Source organism: Polaromonas sp. P3_A5, from assembly GCF_056403055.1.
Genome location: NZ_JBFUGF010000001.1, coordinates 392,541 through 407,355 on the forward strand (window position 1 = coordinate 392,541; position 14,815 = coordinate 407,355).

The following is a 14,815-nucleotide window of genomic DNA, read 5'->3' on the forward strand; positions in this document are numbered from 1 at the left end:
CCGCACTCGGCTTTGCGAGCGGCTGCCGCCTGGTTGGCAAAGGCCAGCCCAGGCGGGATTCGCCTGGATGCTAGCGTTGAAGGTTGAAATTGCGGCCGGAGCCCAGGCGCACGGTGCTTGCGCTCCGGCGGTCGGGAATCGTGGCAATCAGCTTGTCGTAGGTACGCATGGTTAAAGCCCAAAAAAACAAAACCCCGGAGGGAAAGCCTGCCGGGGTTTTGTTGTCCGGAAGGCACAAGCCTTCCGAACGCGATCGAAAGGCGAAGTCAGGTGGCGAAAGTTGCCTTGATCACGTTGGTGAGATTCATAAGAGGTCGGATTATTACTGTCATTGATGGGAATGGCAAGACGAAAAAGAGTGCATGGGCAACTCCGCAACACCTGGCGAAGAAGGGGCAAGCTTCCGGCGATGCTGTGCCTGCACCGCAGAACCGGTTCAAGCCGTGGGATAGAAAGTAAGCTTTCCTGAAGGCGCGCAGGCTGGCCGGTTTCAGGTCTCAAGCGCAGCCGCCATGCGGTGCGGCATGAGGCGTTCGCGTGGCGCTTCGCCGCCCCACAGGCTCAGCATCAGGTCCACGATGACCGGTCCGAAATCCTGGTGCGGAATTTCGACCGAGGTGAGCCACGGGGCGAGCCAGGCATTGATCGGGTTGCCGTCGATGCCGACCAGCTCGCAGTCGCCGGGCACCCGGATCCCGCTCTCGCGGGCCACGCGGTGCAGCCCATAGGCGACCTGGTCGCTGATGCACATCGCGCCACGCGGCCAGGCACCGGGCGCCGCGAACTGGGCCGCGGCGGCGTAGCCGATTTCCAGGTGCGAGATGCCCGGAGCCTCTACCCGACGGATCCGGTCGGCTGACAAGCCTCTGGCGCCGGCCCGCTCGCAGAAGCCCTGCACGCGTTCCCGGGTCGTGGACGATCCGCGCGACGGAAATACCACGGCCGGCGCGTCGATGCCGCGGTCGAGCAGGTAGTCTGCGGCGGCGGCGCCGGCCGCCAGGTTGTCCGGCCCCACGAAGGCGCAGGTGCCGAACGGGCTGCGCCGGCTCACGAAGACCATCGGCGCGCCGCGCTCCACGAAGTCGCGCAGGCCGGCACTGGGCTGAGCCGCGACCATCACGTAGCCCTGCACGACCTGCGAGCGCATGGCGTTGAGATAGTCGTCCTGCAGCTCCGGCCGGTCGTGCGTATCGCACAGAATCATCGTGTAGCCGGCCTCGCGCAGCGCGGCCTCGGTGGAGGCGGCCAGTGTGGCCATCACGGGGTTGTCGAGGTTGGCGGCCAGCATCGCGACCAGGCGGCTCTCACGGTTGCGCAGCGCGCGCCCCAGCTGGTTCGGGTGGTAGCCCACGGTCTTGATCGCCTCGCGCACGCGCGCCAGCGTTTCCGACGAAGCCCGCCGGGTCTCGCCGTTCACGATGCGCGAGACGGTGGAGATTGAGACGCCGGCCTGCGCGGCGACTTCGCTCAGCGAAACCGGGCCGACGCCCTTGCGCCTGCGCGGGGTGTCGTCGGTCATCGGTGCGGGCGGCAGGTCTGCCGGGTCTGGACGCCGCAGCGAATATTGGGTTGGCGCGAAGGCCGGTCATGCGGATGGCGAGGCGAGAGTCCGGCGAGTGGAAAGCGAAGCATCGATGGGTCGTATTTTTGGAAAACAAGGGCCGACGGCGGATGGCCGACCGGCGGCGCGATCGGTGCGTGCCAGGACAACATATAACCGAGAAAGCCGTGACTGACAAGTATGGCAAACGATTGCCAAGCGTTGGCAAACGTTTGCCATAATAGCCCAAAGTCAGCCACGATCGCAAAACAACGGCACAAGACGACATGGGTTCCATCTCCAGCAGCACGCACAGCGCCGGCAAGCCCCTGTCGGTGCTCCTGCTCGATCCGTATCCGCGCACCGAGGAAATGCTGCCCGGCGGTGGACCGGATGCCGCGCTGCGTTCCGGGGCCGACGCGCATTCCTGAAGCCGGCGAACGATCGGCCCCACCTTCCTTTTTCCAGAAAGAGACAACCATGAACTTCCAGCTTCGTTCCCTCGCCAGGCACGCCACGCGCGCCGGCCTCCTGGGCGCCACCGTCGCCACGCTGGCCACCAGCGCCTTCGCCGAAATCCGGGTTATGTGCTACCAGGACGGCAACGAGTGCGACGTGACCGCCGACCTCATCAAGCGCTACGAGGCGCAGAACCCCGGCGCCAAGGTCATCCTCGACACCGTGCCCTACAAGACGGTGGTCGAGCAGCTGCCCGTCCAGCTGGCGGCGGGTCAGGGCCCCGACATCGCGCGTGTCGCCGAGATCGGTGGCCTGTCGAAGAACTACATCGACATCAGCGCCCATGTGAAGGACCGCAAGTACTGGGAAGACAACTTCGGCAGCACCTTGCCCTGGATGCGCAACAAGGCAGGCGACAAGGGCATCTACGGTTTCCTCTCGCAGATGACCATGACCGGCCCCTTCGTCAACAAGACCTTGTTCGAGCAGGCCAAGGTACCCATGCCAGGCCCCAAGGCTACTTGGGAAGAGTGGGCCGATGCAGCGCGCAAGGTGGCCAAGGCCACGCAAACCCCGGCCGCCATGGCCTGGGACCGCTCGGGCCACCGCTTCGCCGGCCCCGCCGTGAGCTATGGCGCGAAGATTTTCGACGCCAAGGGAAACCTCACGGTGGATGCAGGCTACAAGGCCGCCGTGGGCAAGTTCGTCGCCTGGCACAAGGACGGCACCATGCTTAAAGATGTGTGGGGCGGCTCGGGCGGCTCCAGCTATGCCGATGCGGTGGGCGAGTTCAAGAACGGCCGTGTGGTGATGATCCTTTCGGGCTCATGGCAGATCAACCGCATGCAAAAGGAAATCGGCAATGCCTTCGACTGGGTCGCCGTGCCCAATCCCTGTGGCCCGGCTGCCTGCTCGGGTATGCCCGGCGGCGCGGCCTGGGTGGCGCTGAAGACCACCAAGTCGCCGAAAGAAGTGGGCCGCTTCCTGGACTTCATGGCGCAGGAGGCCAATGTCGCCGAATTCGCGTCCCGTACCAACAATATTCCGGCCCATGCAGGCGTGGCCAAAAAAGGCGTGGACTACCCGAGCGCCGGCCCAGCGGCGCGTGCCGCGCTCGGCGTGTTCACCAGCGGCACCTCCACCATCGCGCCGCCGGCCTACGCGCTGCAAGGCTACAAGTACAACCGCGCCCTGATGCTGCCGACCGTAACCCGGGTCACCCAGGCCATCGTGGGAGAGATCAGCGTGGATGAGGCCGTGACCAAAATCGGCACCGACATGGCCGAAGCGGTAAAACAAGCCGAAAAATAGGCGCACCCCCGTGGCGCGCACTGCGTGCGCGCCTCCCCCTTGCAGGGGGCGACACCTGCGGCCTGGCGGAGCCAGTTCCGCGGTGTCACTGGCATAAGACGGCGCAGAGGGCGTCATGTTGGGCACAGTAGATCGGAGTCGGTATGTCGGTTTTTTCGGCCTTCCTGGGCTTTTTGTTCAACCTGTTCGAGCCGGTCTTCCGGCTGGGCCAGAAATGGCTGGGCGCCTCGCGCATAGGCTGGCTCTTTGTCGGCCCCAACCTGGTGGTGATCAGCATCTTCACCTTTTTACCTATCGTGGTGAACCTGGTGTATGCGGTGACCGGCGGGGTAAATCTACTGCCCATGCAGCGGCCTTTCACGGGGCTGGAAAATTTCGCCATCCTGCTTGAATGCCGCGACTACACCGACCTGCAGACCTGCCGCACCGACATCTTCTGGCGTTCCATCGCCAACACGGTGAAGTTCAGCCTGATCCAGGTGGCCTTGATGGTGTTCTTCTCGCTGGTGACGGCCCTGGTGCTGAACCGCAAGATCATAGGCCGCGGCTTCTGGCGCGGTGTGTTCTTCTACCCGGTGCTGCTGTCGCCGGTGGTGGTGGCGCTGATCTGGAAATGGCTGTTGCAAAGCCAGGGCGTGTTCAATGCCGGCCTGGTGGCCATGGGCGGCTCGCCGATGGACTGGCTGCTTGACCGGCACTGGGCATTCTTCTGGGTGGTGGTGGTGTCGATCTGGGCTCACATGGGTTTTTACACACTCATTCTGCTGGCCGGCCTGCAGGCCATTCCGAAAGACGTCTACGAAGCCGCCGAGATGGACGCTGCACCGCCGTTTCGCGTGCTGAGGCGCATCACGCTGCCCCTGCTCATGCCCAACCTGATCGTGGTGCTGGTGTTGGTGATGATCCGCGCGGTGCAGAGCTTTGACGAAGTGTTTGTGCTCACCGGCGGCGGCCCGGGCTCGGCCACCACCTTCATCGTGCAATACATCTACCAGACCGGTTTCGCCGAACAGATCCACCTCTACGGCCTGGCCGCCGCGGCCTCGCTGATCCTGGCCGCCGGCCTGATGGCCCTGACGCTCGCGCAACTGCGGCTGTCCAAAGCCGGTGAGGCCGGAAAAATCAAGAAGTAAGGAAAAGCCATGGCCAATTTCCTCACCCGCACCAAGGGCTACAAATACGGTGGCACCAGCCTGCATTGGACCGACTGGGTCTCCTATGCCTACCTGCTGGCCGGCCTCATCGTGATGTTCGGCCCGGTGCTGTGGCTCGTGATGTCGTCCTTCAAGACCGAAAGCGCGCTGAGCCAGTTCCCGCCGACCTTTCTGCCCTACAGCCAGAAGGAAGCGGTGGTGGCCGGATACGACAAACCCCTGCCGCTGTTCCGTGCCAAGGACGAACAGGGCAATATCCGCGAACTGGCCCAGGTGCGCCGCATCGGCCTGGTCGCCACCATGGTCGATCCCGCGGCGCCGCAGACCGAACTGCGCGTGAACATCAATGACCGCAAACCGGTGAATGAACTCAAATTCGCCGGCGGCAACTACACCGAGCTGTTCGGCAAGTTCGCCTTCGGCACCTATCTATGGAACAGCGTGTTCATCACCGTGGTGGCGACCATCCTCACGCTGCTGTTCAATTCGATGGCGGCCTTCGCGCTGTCCAAGTACCAGTTCACCGGGCAGAAGACGGTGTTTGTGCTGATCATCGCCACGCTGATGATTCCGCCCACCATCATCCTGGTGCCGGCTTTCCTGGTGATCTCGGAGCTGAACCTCTTGAACAACCTCTGGGGCGTGATCCTGCCCGCGGTGGCCACGCCGACGGGCGTGTTCCTGCTGCGCCAGTACATGCTGACCATTCCCGACGAATTGCTGGAGGCCGCGCGCATGGACAACGCCAGCGAGTGGCGCATCTACTGGAAGATCATCCTGCCGCTGGCCGCTCCGGCGATGGCGGTGCTGGCCATTTTCTCGTTCATGTGGCGCTGGAACGACTTTCTCTGGCCGTTGATCGTGCTGTCCAAGTCGGAGCACTTCACCTTGCAGCTCGCGCTCAATGCCTTCCAGGGTGAACTCAACACGCAGTGGCACTACCTGCTGGCGATGACCGTGATCACCTTGATTCCGATCACCCTGGTCTTTGCCTTCCTGCAGAAATACATCGCCACTGGCATCGCCAGTGCCGGCGTCAAATAACCAAGGACTTTCCCGTGGCCACTCTTGAACTCGCCAACGTCGTCAAAACCTTCGACAAAGCCACCATCATCCATGGCGTGGACCTGACCGTTTCCGACGGTGAATTTGTGGTCTTCGTCGGTCCCTCAGGCTGCGGAAAATCCACGCTGCTGCGCATCATCTCGGGGCTGGAGCCCGCCAGCGGCGGCGACATCCGCATCGACGGCCAGCGTGTCAATGACGTGAGCGCCGCGCACCGCGGCTGCTCGATGGTGTTCCAGTCATACGCGCTCTACCCGCACATGAGCGTCTACGACAACATGGCTTTCGGCCTGGAAAACCTGGGCGTGGCCAAAGCCGTGATCGAGAGCAAGGTCAATGCCGCCGCCACCATGCTGCAGCTCGCGCCGCTGCTGCAGCGCAGGCCCACCCAGCTCTCCGGCGGCCAGCGTCAGCGCGTAGCCATAGGCCGCTCCATCGTGCGCGAACCCAAGCTCTTCCTGTTCGACGAACCGCTGTCTAACCTCGATGCCGAGCTGCGCGTTTCGATGCGCGCCGAGATCCGCGACCTGCATGCCCGGCTTGGCGCGACCATGATTTACGTGACACACGACCAGGTCGAGGCCATGACCATGGCCGACAAGATCGTGGTGCTGCGCGCCGGCCGCATCGAGCAGGTCGGCTCGCCGCTGGAGCTGTATAACCGGCCCTGCAACCAGTTCGTGGCCGGCTTCATCGGCAGCCCGCGGATGAACTTCGTGCCGGTGGCTCAGATGCCTGGCGCCAAGCCTGGAACAAGCACGGTGGGCATCCGGCCCGAGCATGCGCAGCTCACCAACGACGGTCCGCTGGAGATGAAGGTGTCGCAGGTCGAGCAACTCGGCAGCACCAGCATCTTGCATGGCAACGTGGTGCCCGATTCGCCTTTTGAAATCATCCTGAGCGGGCAGACCAACATCCAGCGCGGCGACACCGTCAAGGTGACCGCACCCGCAGAGCACCTGCATTTCTTCGACCAGAACGGCTTGCGTCTTTGAACCTGCGCCACCCGAAACATTGACCAGCCGACCATGCGCCTTGACCAAGCTCCCACTTTCGCCCTGCAATCGCGCAGCGGCAACCACCTCGTCCTGAACAGCACCAGTGGTGCCACGGCCCACATCTGGGTGCTCGAAGAAGACATCGTTCGTGTGCTGGTGCTGCCGCAAGGACGGCTGCAGATGCCGCGCAGCTGGACCGTGGCGCCTGGACTTGAAAACTTGCCCGTTGAAGGCCGCGACCGCTTCGACGTGAGCGGCTTTTCGCTGCCCGCATTCGAACTCAAGGAAGAGGGCTCGCAACTACAGATCACCACAGGCGCCGTGCGCCTGACCATCGCGCTCGAAGGCTTCTTTTGCCGCTGGGAAAGCCGGCAACAGGGCCGCTGGCAGGCCACAGCCTCCGACCGCACCACGCAGAGCTACAACTTTGGATGGTGGGACGAAAAGGTCTACCACTACCTGCAGCGCGAACGCGGCGAAGCCTACTTCGGCCTGGGCGAGCGCGCCGGCGACGCCAACCGTGCCGGCCAGCGCTACCGCATGTGCAACCTCGACCCCATGGGCTACAGCGCACGCAGCACCGACCCGCTGTACAAACACATCCCGTTCTACATCACGCGCAAAGGTGGTGAAAAAGACGCCGGCCTGTGTTTCGGTTTGTTCTACGACACCTTGTCCGATTGCAGTTTCGACATGGGCCGCGAGATGGACAACTACCACGGCCACTACCGTTACTTCGTAGCCGATCACGGCGACCTCGACCTGTATTACATCGCCGGCGCCGACCCGGCCGCCATCACGCGCCGCTACACCTGGCTCACCGGCCGGCCCATCTTCCCGCCGCGCTACGCGCTGGGCTATTCCGGCTCGACCATGAGCTACACAGACGCACCGAATGCGCAAGAGCGCATGGGCGAGTTCCTCGAACGCTGTGAAGAGCACGACATTCCCTGCGACTCGTTCCACCTGTCGTCGGGCTACACCTCCATTGGCCCGGGCCGTTACGTCTTCAACTGGAACCGCGAGAAGTTTCCCGACCCCGCAGCGTTTGTGCAGAGTTACCTGGAATGCGGCGTACGCCTGGTGCCCAACATCAAGCCTGCGCTGCTCAGCAACCACCCGCGCTTCGAAGAGGTCAGGCAGGCCGGCTTGCTGGTGCAAGACCCGGACGGCCAACCCACGGCCATACAGTTCTGGGACGGCACCGGTGCGTACCTCGACTTCACCAACCCCAAGACCATCGCTTGGTGGAAGAGGCAGGTGACTGAGCAGCTGCTCGAATACGGCATCCCCGCCACCTGGAATGACAACAACGAATACGAGATCTGGAGCGACAAGGCGCTGGCCCACGGCTTCGGCGCGCCCCGTCCCGCGCGCGAGGTGCGCCCGCTGCAGACCTTGCTGATGATGCAGGCGTCGCATGCCGCGCAGACCGAGTTCGCGCCCGCGGAGCGGCCCTACCTGGTGTCGCGCTCAGGCGCCGCGGGCATGCAGCGCTATGTGCAGACCTGGTCGGGCGACAACTACACGGCCTGGGAAACGCTGCGCTACAACATCCGCATGGGCCTGGGCCTGGCGATGTCGGGCGTGTCCAACACCGGGCACGACATAGGCGGTTTTTCCGGTCCTGCGCCGGGGCCCGAGTTGCTGCTGCGCTGGGTGCAGCACGGCATCTTCCTGCCGCGCTTCAGCATCCATTCGTGGAACGACGACAAAACCGTCAATGAACCCTGGATGTACCCCGAGGTGACGCCCCAGGTGCGCGAGCTGATCCGCCTGCGCTACCGGCTCATGCCTTACCTGTACGACCTGGTATGGCGTTACCACAGCGCCTACGAACCCATCATCCGGCCGACGTACCACGACTTCCCGGAAGACAGGCACTGCCTGGAAGAAAACGACGACATGCTGCTGGGCGCCCATTTGCTGGTGGCCTCGGTGGTCGAGCCCGGCCAGACCGAGCGCCGCGTGTGGCTGCCCGGCACCGGCGGTTGGTACGAGGCGCACACCGCGCGGTACGTGAAAGCCGGCCAGTGGATCACGCTGGATGCGCCGCTGGATGGCCCGCCCCCATTGCTGGCACGCGAAGGCTGTGCCGTACCGCTGAACCTCGGAGAGATCCATTTCGCAAAGGTCCAAGACCTGCGCGGCTTCCAGGTATTTCCCTTCAAGGGGGATGGCAGTTTCGAAGCCAGCTGTTTTGAAGACGACGGCCATAGCCAGGCCTGGCGCAGCGGCGCTTATGGGCAGTGGCGCCTGCGCGTTGATTGCACCGCGCAAGGCCTGCACATCGCGGTGTTCCGTGAGGGCGCACAGCCGCCTGTGCAAGACAACCTGGTCTTGCTGTTGCCGGCAACAGAGCAACGCCCGCTTAGCTTTGACGGCGGGGCGCTGGTGCAGGATCAGCTCGAAGGCGCCTGGAGGCGGCTGACGCTGAAGCTTTGACCCTATATGAGGGAAATGTGTCCTGGGCCGCTGCGATCCCGGGCAGCGGATCACCAGCCTTGGCGGTAAGCCGTGACGGTGCAACACGATGGCTGGAGTTCTGGCACGTCCTTTGCATGCTGTCACTGCAGTGACGACAATTCACTACGGGAGGCTTCAAATGTTGGTCCTGATCTTGCGACCCCTTGCATCTGTCGGCCTGGCGGCCGCTTTCACCACAACCGGCCTACACGCCTCAGACGTTGCCGCCGGCCGCCCGGTCAGCCCAGCCAGCCAAACGCAAACCCTGAGTGTGCCGGACCACAGTGTCAAACCGGTCAACGCGGCCAAAACCAGGGCCGCGGCAAAACGCACGCTGGGTACGAACCCGGCGATGCCGCTTTGGGAAGGCCCCTGGGGTCCTCACCATTGAGGTGGACTTCGACGGAAGTTGTGACTTGGCCCATTGCACTCTCCGGCGTCTCTGGTGTGATTGGCCTGGAGCGGCAACTTCGCGCGTTGATCAGTCTCCTGGACCACGCCGCCTCTGCCTCATTCAGCTGGCCACCGCCGGAGCCTCAAGGGGCAGGCGGCGACTGGCTCGTCAACCACTGGCGCAGTGATTGGATTACGGGCGCCTTGGCGCGCTCGTTCGTCGTCACCAGAAAGTAACTGCGCGGCGAAATAAAGGGCTTGTCATTCAGCTTGACCAGGCGCCCGGTCTGCAGCGCCGATGCGCTCACATAGTCCGGCGCCAGTGCGATGCCCAGTCCGGCCTCCGCTGCCGTCAATGCAAGCGACAGCAGACCGTAGTGGGCGCCCGGCATCGGGACTTCTACAGACGCGCCCAGCTGCCGCAGGTAGGCCGGCCATGAGTTGGGCACCATGCTCTGGTGCAGCAAGGGCAGCGCTGCCATTTGCGTGCCCGTCAGCGGCGCCGCCAGCCGGCTCAGCGTGGGCGCCGCAAGAGGAAAGGAGTGCAGGGGGTGTAGCAGGTCGGCCACGCAGCCGGGCTCCGGCCCTTCGCAGTAGACGATAGCCGCGTCCAGCCCCGAGTCGCGCATGCTGATGGGCCCGGTATGCGTGGCCACGTCCAGCTGGATTTGCCGGTGCGCGATGGCGAAGGCGCACAGCCGAGGCATGGCCCACAGCGTGCCAAAGGTGGTGGGCACAGACAGCCGCAGTATCTTGCCTGGCATGGAGCCCATGGACGCGGCGATGGTCGCTGACTCCAACTCGTCCAGCAGGGTGCGCACCCGTCGCAGGTAGCTGGCACCGTCAACCGTCAGCTCCATCCCGCTAGTTGTGCGCCGGCACAGTGCAACGCCGACAAAGCCCTCCAGGTCCGACAGCTGGCGGCTCACCGCGCTTTGCGTCAGACCCAGTTCATCGGCTGCGGCAGTGATGCTCAGGCGCCGTGCAATCACCTCGAAGGTGTTGAGGTTGACGATGGAGGGCAGGTGGCGCTGCGTCGGATATTTCATGGCGGTTACGGCCATTATTGGCATGGCATCCGTTCGCCCGCAATGAAAAAGGCTATGCGGGCATGAAATAAATGCAGGAGGGTATGCGTTTATTCCGTTGGACAGGCCGGCGCGCATGTCAGATATTCAGGGCGCCGCAGTGGGCGGCCCCTCAAGAACAGAAGTTGGAGTCACAGATGTCGAAATTTCAAGCGCGCCTTGTACTGCTGCTGGCGGCGGCCACGCTGGCTGGCACCGCCCTGGCGGCGGATTGGTCCGCCACCCAGCCTATCAAACTGATCGTGCCCTCGGCCGCCGGCGGCACGCCCGACCAGACCAGCCGAAAACTGGCCTACTACCTTCAGGACAAGCTCAAACAAGCGGTGATCGTCGAGAACCGCCCCGGCGCGGCAGGCACCATTGCCATGCAGGCGGTGGCCACCGCCAAACCCGACGGCTATACGCTGGGCTTCGGCAATATCGTGACCATGGCCATCAACCGCAGCCTGATTTCCAAGATGCCCTACAACCCCGATAAAGACCTGGCGCCGGTGGCCGTGCTCTCGCAGGTGCCCAATGTGCTGGTGGTCCGCCATGGCCTGCCCATCGCCTCGGTTCGCGAATTGGTCATCTATGCCAAGAGCCACCCGGGCAATCTGACCATGGGTTCCGGCGGCAACGGCACCACCAGTCACCTCAGCGGCGAAATCCTCAAGGAAAAAGCCGGCATCAGCTTCAGCCACATTCCCTACCGCGGGGCTCCGCAGGCGCAGACCGACCTGATCGGCGGGCAGATCGACTTCATGTTTGACAACCTGCCGTCCATGGTGGGCGCGATCCAGTCGGGCAAGGTGCGTCCGCTCGCGGTTACCAGTAAACGTCGCTCGGCGCTGCTGCCCAACGTGCCGACCATGGAAGAGGCGGGCATTGCAGGCTTCGAGGTGGTGGCCTGGGGCGGCATTGTGGCACCGACGGGCACGCCTCGGTCGGTGATCCTGCGCCTGAACCGTGAGATCAACAACTGGCTGCAGGCACCTGCGACCAAAGCCGAATTCGCACAAGTGGGGCAGGTCGCGCTTGGGGGAACGCCCGAGTTTTTCAAGACACATATTGACAGCGAGGCGAAAAAATGGGGTGACGTGATCCGCAACGCCGGAGTAAAGCTTGACTGAATGTGCCTGGCCTTTCGCGTAGGCCTGCTGTTGCGTTTCGGCTATTCGCTTCACACAAGGATGCGCTGACAGGCGCAACCACATACCAAAAACAGACCCCAAGGACAAGCATGTTCAGTTCCCCCGTCCCCGCTACCCAGGTTCTCGCGCACTGGGCTGCCACGGTCCCCAGTCAATGGGGTGAATCCACCCTGCGCACGGCGGAGCACTCCCTGGAGGACACCATCGTCGCCATGGTGGCGGGTGCTGGGGATCCGGTTTGCGCCTCGGTACGTGCGGGATTGCGTGTCGCGGGACCGGTCCCGGTGGTGGGTAGCAACACCGGGACTTGTGCCGCCTTCAGTGCATTGGCCAACGGCACGGCCGCCCATGCGCGGGAGTTGGATGAGATGTTTTTCGTCGCCGGTGGCCATTTTGGCTGCGCTGTGATCCCAGCCATCCTGGCGCAAGCGCACGAGATTGATGCCACGCTCGATGCGGTGCTGGATGCACTGATCGTCGGAAGCGAGGTGATGGCCCGCGTCGGGATGGCGATGGACCGGTCCCATGCCGAAAAAGGCTGGCATGGTACTCAAACCATTGGTGTAATTGCTGCCGCAGCCGCTTGCGCCAGACTGCTTGGGCTGGGCGTCGGCGGTATGACACACGCCCTCAGCCTGGCTGTTTCCATGGCAGCTGGACCCAAGGTCCAGTTCGGCACCGACACGAAACCCGTGCATGCCGGACTGGCGGCTCAAGGCGGTGTGCTGGCCGCATCGCTTGCGGCCTCAGGCGTCACCGGCAGCGATAAAGCCCTGGAAGGCCCGCATGGGTTTGGCGCACTCTATGCTGGGGGCTTGGCGGCCGACTGGCGGTCCATGACTGCAGTCAACGATGGCCCGCTGGCGATCGACAGCCACGGCCTGGGATTCAAGCTGTATCCCAACTGTGCGTCCACACACCGCTGTCTGGACGCGTTGCAAGCCCTGGCCACGGAACACCGATTCGGCATGGAGGACGTGGAGCGTGTCGAAACATTGGTCGGGCGCGTCAACCTGGTGAATCTCAAATACCCGGAGCCGAGGGATCCCCGCGAGGCCATGTTTTCCATGCCCTACGCGGTGGCAACGATGCTCCGTTATGGCACGGTCACGTTGGCCGACTTCACGCCGCAAGCGGTGCAAGACGACGTGACCCGGCGCCTCATGCCACGCGTCGAAATGCGCCTGGATTCGACACGCGTAGAAACCGCAACGCAGCTGCTCCCCCACACCACAGTCGTAACCTTGAAGGACGGACGACGCCTGGAGCGTGTGGTTCACCACGCCAAAGGGTCATTCCTGAATCCGTTTTCGTCGTTGGAGCGGCAAATCAAATTCGAACAATGCACAACGGGCATCCTTCCGGAAGAGCGTTTGGCACCGCTTCGCGACAACCTGGCTCGACCGCAAGGCGTCAAGGTTCGCCAACTGCTCGCTCTGCTGCAGTTCGAAGCCCGGGTTGATGATGGCGCGCGTTTCGGCCGTCCATGAGGAGGCGGGTCGGGCCCCCTTCCTTGATCCATGGAATCCAGCTTGCTCAGGCGGGCCCGAACCCGACGGTTCCCCCGCGCGGATCACAGCCGAAGCGGCGCTGGCAACGGAGAGTCCGCGACCGTGTTGCAGCAGGTTGACCACTGATCGATATCCAAGTCCGTCAGATTCGCGGCACAAAGGAAACTCTCATCATGCACAACCGTTGTTTATCGTCGGCTTTCGCCAAGGCCCTGATGGCACTGGCCGTGGGGGCCCTTGTGACGGGAGCCGGTCCGGTACTCGCCGCAGAGATCATGGTAGGCCAAGTCGGCCCCATGTCAGGGCCGGAGGCCGGTCAGGGCCGCGCTTACGCCGCCGGCTTGCAATTGCATTTCAACGTCATGAACAAGGCCGGTGGCATCAACGGTCATAAGCTCACACTCTTGCGCAAGGATGATGGCGGGAGGCCCGACGACACGGTCACGTTGACCAAGCAGATGATTGCTGAAGATAAGCCACTGGTTCTGGCCGGTTACTTTGGCGGCAAGAATGTTGCAGACTTGGTGTCTGCGGGAATTTTGGCAAAAGAAAAGATCGCTCTGGTGGGCTACCGTACTTCGGAGATTCAGCCGGACACCCCCTACCTGTATAGCGTGCGGGCAGGCCTGCGCGACGAGATTTCCAAACTCATTGAGCATTTGGCCACCATCGGGATTAAGCGCCTGGGGCTTTTCCATGAGGCTGGGCCGGGCTCAACTGCGGTAATCGCCGCGGCCGAGGAGTCAGCTAGGAAAGTCAGAGCGACGATCGAAGGACGCGCCTCCTACGTCGCCAACACGGTCAACGTCACCGACGCCGTGGACACTTTCATGAACATGCAGCCGCAAGCGATCATCATGGTTTCCAGCGGGTCTGCTGCGGCTGGCTTCATTGAGAAGTACCGTATCGCAGGTGGCGCGGCTCAACTGCTTTCGCATTCGGGCGCCGACATCGAGCAACTCTCGAAACGACTGTCTCCGGAGCAGATGCAAGGTGTGGCTATCGCCCAAGTGACGCCAAGTCCGTACAAGGTCTCCAGTCAGCTAGTCAAGGAATTTACTGAGACCGCTGCCAAGACACCCAACCTGGAAGTGCCTGTGAGCTACGCCATGATGGAGGGCTATATTGCCGCTCGCGTCATTTCTGAAGCGATACGCCGCCAAGGCAGCAGGCCCAGCCGCGAGGGGACCGTTCTAGCCTTGGACGGCATGAGTAATTTTGACCTGGGTGGTTACTTGATCAGCTTTAAACCGGGACAGCACTCTGGCTCCAGCTTCGTCGAGTTATCCATCGTCACCAGTGCTGGCAGGATTCGTCAATAGTGCTATTGATCAGTTGGGTAATAGCAGCCCCCGGCGATTTACATATTCCTCCGGTACTGCCCACCCACCTCGAGCAGCGCATTGGTGATCTGCCCCAACGAACAGACGCGCACCGCCTCCATCAACACCTCGAACACATTGAGGTTTTCGATCACGGCCTGCTCCAGGCGCTTGAGCGTCGAATCCACCGCGCAAGGCCTGCACATCGCGGTTCACCGTGAGGGCGCGCAGCCGCTTGTGCAAGACAGTCTCATCCTGCTGATGCCGGCGGCTGAGCGGCGAACGCTGGGTTTTACTGGTGCAACGTTGGTGCAGGACCAACTGGAAGAGGCAGGCGCCTGGAGGCGGCTGACCCTGAAGCTCTAGCGAGGCAAG

Annotated in this window: 13 protein-coding genes; 10 read left to right on the forward strand and 3 right to left on the reverse strand. The window is 63.1% G+C overall.

The features are described 5' to 3' along the window. Positions 1 to 490: 490 nt before the first annotated feature. Entirely contained in the window at positions 491 to 1,519 is a 1,029-nt protein-coding gene (locus AC1DU8_RS01960) for a LacI family DNA-binding transcriptional regulator (protein WP_457281298.1), read from the reverse strand. A gap of 308 nt (positions 1,520 to 1,827) precedes the next feature. Between AC1DU8_RS01960 and AC1DU8_RS01965 the strand changes: the two genes are divergently transcribed. From AC1DU8_RS01965 to AC1DU8_RS01990, 6 genes are all read left to right on the forward strand, one after another. Next, positions 1,828 to 1,971: a hypothetical protein gene (locus tag AC1DU8_RS01965; RefSeq protein ID WP_477726381.1), complete on the forward strand. Its 144-nt coding sequence runs from the start codon at positions 1,828 to 1,830 to the stop codon at positions 1,969 to 1,971. Between the two features lie 49 nt (positions 1,972 to 2,020). Beyond that, complete coding sequence (locus AC1DU8_RS01970; protein ID WP_477726382.1) at positions 2,021 to 3,310, forward strand: ABC transporter substrate-binding protein; 1,290 nt, start codon at positions 2,021 to 2,023, stop codon at positions 3,308 to 3,310. Positions 3,311 to 3,453: 143 nt separating this feature from the next. Continuing rightward, positions 3,454 to 4,443 (forward strand): carbohydrate ABC transporter permease, encoded by a 990-nt coding sequence (locus AC1DU8_RS01975; protein ID WP_457281295.1) that lies wholly within the window; start codon positions 3,454 to 3,456, stop codon positions 4,441 to 4,443. Positions 4,444 to 4,452: 9 nt separating this feature from the next. Continuing rightward, positions 4,453 to 5,508 carry a carbohydrate ABC transporter permease gene (locus AC1DU8_RS01980; RefSeq protein WP_457281294.1) on the forward strand — a complete coding sequence of 352 codons (1,056 nt, stop codon included), beginning with the start codon at positions 4,453 to 4,455 and terminating at the stop codon, positions 5,506 to 5,508. A 14-nt stretch (positions 5,509 to 5,522) separates the two neighbouring features. Continuing rightward, positions 5,523 to 6,524 (forward strand): ABC transporter ATP-binding protein, encoded by a 1,002-nt coding sequence (locus AC1DU8_RS01985; protein WP_477689569.1) that lies wholly within the window; start codon positions 5,523 to 5,525, stop codon positions 6,522 to 6,524. Positions 6,525 to 6,557: 33 nt separating this feature from the next. Further along, positions 6,558 to 8,972, forward strand: a complete 2,415-nt coding sequence (locus tag AC1DU8_RS01990) for a glycoside hydrolase family 31 protein (RefSeq protein WP_477689570.1) — start codon at positions 6,558 to 6,560, stop codon at positions 8,970 to 8,972. 557 nt (positions 8,973 to 9,529) lie between these two features. On the opposite strand, the gene AC1DU8_RS01995 is transcribed toward AC1DU8_RS01990, so the two are convergent. Further along, positions 9,530 to 10,435, reverse strand: coding sequence for a LysR substrate-binding domain-containing protein (locus AC1DU8_RS01995; RefSeq protein ID WP_457281291.1), 906 nt, complete (start codon positions 10,433 to 10,435; stop codon positions 9,530 to 9,532). A gap of 176 nt (positions 10,436 to 10,611) precedes the next feature. On the opposite strand from AC1DU8_RS01995, the gene AC1DU8_RS02000 reads away from it, so the two are divergent. From AC1DU8_RS02000 to AC1DU8_RS02010, 3 genes are all read left to right on the forward strand, one after another. Next, a complete protein-coding gene (locus tag AC1DU8_RS02000) occupies positions 10,612 to 11,586 on the forward strand; it encodes a Bug family tripartite tricarboxylate transporter substrate binding protein (protein WP_477726383.1) in 975 nt (324 codons plus the stop codon). Between the two features lie 110 nt (positions 11,587 to 11,696). After that, positions 11,697 to 13,097, forward strand: coding sequence for an MmgE/PrpD family protein (locus AC1DU8_RS02005; RefSeq protein ID WP_477689572.1), 1,401 nt, complete (start codon positions 11,697 to 11,699; stop codon positions 13,095 to 13,097). A 194-nt stretch (positions 13,098 to 13,291) separates the two neighbouring features. After that, positions 13,292 to 14,440, forward strand: a complete 1,149-nt coding sequence (locus tag AC1DU8_RS02010; RefSeq protein WP_477689573.1) for an ABC transporter substrate-binding protein — start codon at positions 13,292 to 13,294, stop codon at positions 14,438 to 14,440. A gap of 38 nt (positions 14,441 to 14,478) precedes the next feature. On the opposite strand, the gene AC1DU8_RS02015 is transcribed toward AC1DU8_RS02010, so the two are convergent. After that, entirely contained in the window at positions 14,479 to 14,628 is a 150-nt protein-coding gene (locus AC1DU8_RS02015; protein ID WP_457281664.1) for a hypothetical protein, read from the reverse strand. Between AC1DU8_RS02015 and AC1DU8_RS02020 the strand changes: the two genes are divergently transcribed. Next, complete coding sequence (locus AC1DU8_RS02020) at positions 14,612 to 14,806, forward strand: hypothetical protein (protein ID WP_477689574.1); 195 nt, start codon at positions 14,612 to 14,614, stop codon at positions 14,804 to 14,806. The genes AC1DU8_RS02015 and AC1DU8_RS02020 overlap by 17 nt on opposite strands. Positions 14,807 to 14,815: the final 9 nt, after the last annotated feature.

Bases quoted from the DNA above. Each gene is read 5' to 3' on its own strand.
- AC1DU8_RS02000 (WP_477726383.1), top strand. From the start codon at position 10,612: ATGTCGAAATTTCAAGCGCGCCTTGTACTGCTGCTGGCGGCGGCCACG.
- AC1DU8_RS01990 (WP_477689570.1), top strand. From the start codon at position 6,558: ATGCGCCTTGACCAAGCTCCCACTTTCGCCCTGCAATCGCGCAGCGGC.
- AC1DU8_RS01980 (WP_457281294.1), top strand. From the start codon at position 4,453: ATGGCCAATTTCCTCACCCGCACCAAGGGCTACAAATACGGTGGCACC.
- AC1DU8_RS01975 (WP_457281295.1), top strand. From the start codon at position 3,454: ATGTCGGTTTTTTCGGCCTTCCTGGGCTTTTTGTTCAACCTGTTCGAG.
- AC1DU8_RS01960 (WP_457281298.1), bottom strand. From the start codon at position 1,519: ATGACCGACGACACCCCGCGCAGGCGCAAGGGCGTCGGCCCGGTTTCG.
- AC1DU8_RS01995 (WP_457281291.1), bottom strand. From the start codon at position 10,435: ATGAAATATCCGACGCAGCGCCACCTGCCCTCCATCGTCAACCTCAAC.
- AC1DU8_RS02005 (WP_477689572.1), top strand. From the start codon at position 11,697: ATGTTCAGTTCCCCCGTCCCCGCTACCCAGGTTCTCGCGCACTGGGCT.
- AC1DU8_RS01965 (WP_477726381.1), top strand. From the start codon at position 1,828: ATGGGTTCCATCTCCAGCAGCACGCACAGCGCCGGCAAGCCCCTGTCG.
- AC1DU8_RS01970 (WP_477726382.1), top strand. From the start codon at position 2,021: ATGAACTTCCAGCTTCGTTCCCTCGCCAGGCACGCCACGCGCGCCGGC.
- AC1DU8_RS02010 (WP_477689573.1), top strand. From the start codon at position 13,292: ATGCACAACCGTTGTTTATCGTCGGCTTTCGCCAAGGCCCTGATGGCA.